2 protein-coding genes and 1 pseudogene are annotated in these 1,927 nt (G+C 67.8%); all 3 read left to right on the top strand.

The features are described 5' to 3' along the window. Positions 1-93, top strand: a pseudogene (locus tag VIR09_RS14465) (coproporphyrinogen III oxidase); the annotation flags it as partial. Between the two features lie 3 nt (positions 94-96). After that, complete coding sequence (locus tag VIR09_RS14470; protein ID WP_332013492.1) at positions 97-1,329, top strand: STY4528 family pathogenicity island replication protein; 1,233 nt, start codon at positions 97-99, stop codon at positions 1,327-1,329. A 430-nt stretch (positions 1,330-1,759) separates the two neighbouring features. After that, positions 1,760-1,927, top strand: a 168-nt coding sequence (locus VIR09_RS14475; protein ID WP_332013493.1) for an AcaB family transcriptional regulator, incomplete at its 3' end; no start/stop codon positions are given.

The raw sequence follows: 1,927 nt of genomic DNA on the forward strand, positions 1-1,927 counted from the left end.
GATGCGGCCATGGACCTGGCCGAGGGCATGTCACTGCCGCTCTCGGTGGTCTGGGCCGCGATCAGGAACTGGGTCGATCAGGGATTGGGCTAGGCCATGGCCGTGGACGACACCGCCCCACGAGCCCCGCGTCAAGGCCCCGTCGCACTCGCCGACCTGTTCGACGCTGCGCTGAAGGACCTCACGCCCAAGCCACATCCCAGCGCGCCAGCGCCCATGGCAGTGCCCACGCCTGCCGCGTCCGGCGACGCCTTCCTGTTCAGTGGCAATCGGCACGAGAGCGTGCCGCGGCGGCTGTTCCTCGACCGCCGCCTGACACCGCTGGAGCGCAACGCCTGGCAGGTGTTCCGGCTGATGCTCAACGACGACGGCGTCACGGCGTTCTCGACCTATGAGCAGTTGCGCCCCTGGCTGGCGTCCATGCCCTGCGCGGGACAAGCCTCCCACGAGACCGTCGCGCGGGCGCTGACGCTGCTGCGCCTGACGCGCTGGCTGAGCCTCGTGCGACGACGGCGCGACCCCAAGACCGGCCGCATCCTCGGAAACCTCTACGTCCTGCATGACGAACCCCTGACACCGTTCGAGGCCATGCAGCTCGACGCCGACTACCTGGCCCTGGTCAGCCAGTCGCTGGGGCATTCGGCCAAGGCCGTTCAGGTGGTGGGACTCAACACCCTCCAGGAGATCGCGGACGACCCGATGTTGTCCGGACGCACCTTGCCGTCGCGGCTGCAAGTGCTCGCCGAGCGCCTGGCCGACCAGGGCATCACCGCCACCGAAAGTTATCCACAGGAGGATGCGATCCACGATTCCGAAGAAGGGCCCGCGAGCCTTCTTCGGAATGGCGAACGCCCCTCTTCGGAATCCGAAGCAGGGCCGAAACCCGCGCCAGACGGCGCTCTTCGGAATCCGAAGCAGGACCGTACAGTACGTAGTAGTAGTATTAATGAAGTACGTACTACCGCGCAGGCGCGTGCGCTGGGCGACCTGCAATGGCCCAAGCGCTTCGCGGAACTGAAGGCGGAACAGCAGGCCGGAGCCAGGATGGCGTTGCAGCAGGTGGACGCTGCCCTGGGGCAGGCCGTGCTGGACGAATGGGCCGCACGGTGCGGCAAGCATGGCATCCGCAACCCCGCCGGATATCTGTTCGGCATCATCCAGCGCGCCATGCGCGGCGAGTTCAATGCGTGGGCCAAGCAGACCGGCCCAGCACCGCCAACACCATCGGCGGCGCGAGCGCCACCATCCGAGCCGCCGCGCAACGTCGTGCCGCCCGAGGTGGCCCGGCAGCACATCGAGCGCCTGCGCGACCTGCTGCGCAAGACCTGAGCACAGGGCTCGTCAAAGCCGTGAAGTAGATCTCCATGGCGGTCGGCAGAAACGGTCCCCTGGGGACGGCTGTGCGGTGAAGCGCCGGGTGACGGCGCGACCTGCTGCGCGAAACCTGGGCAAAGCGCCTGGCAAGGCCATGAAGCAAACCTCCATGGCGCTCAGCGGAACGGTCCCCTGGGGACGGCCGTGCTGCGAAGGATGGCGTCGAACGACAGCGCGACGTGCGGTGCAGCACGCAACCCGTCGACGACCGAGGCCCGGAGCGCCAACGTGAATGCCCATCTGCGGAGCGGTCCCCAGGGGACCGTTGCGCGCTGCGCCGCCAGCGCGCACAGAACCGGGGGCCGGCTCATTTCGGTTTGTTGACTGACTGCCTTCCGCCGCATGCGGATGCTGGCGGCTCCCTGTCCACCAGCGAGCGATCACCATGGCAACCAGCAACGAACCATTGCAGCTCAACCTCGGCTCCCTGCGCAGCGCAATGTCGCTGACGCTGCACACCCACCACGCCTCGCGCATCTGGCATGGCCGCGCCGCCGCCGAGGGGCGACCGGGCATCGTCGGCCTGAACGGCTACATCGCCGTCATGAACAAA

It is taken from the genome of Achromobacter sp. (genome assembly GCF_036567245.1).
Classification (GTDB): domain Bacteria; phylum Pseudomonadota; class Gammaproteobacteria; order Burkholderiales; family Burkholderiaceae_B; genus Achromobacter.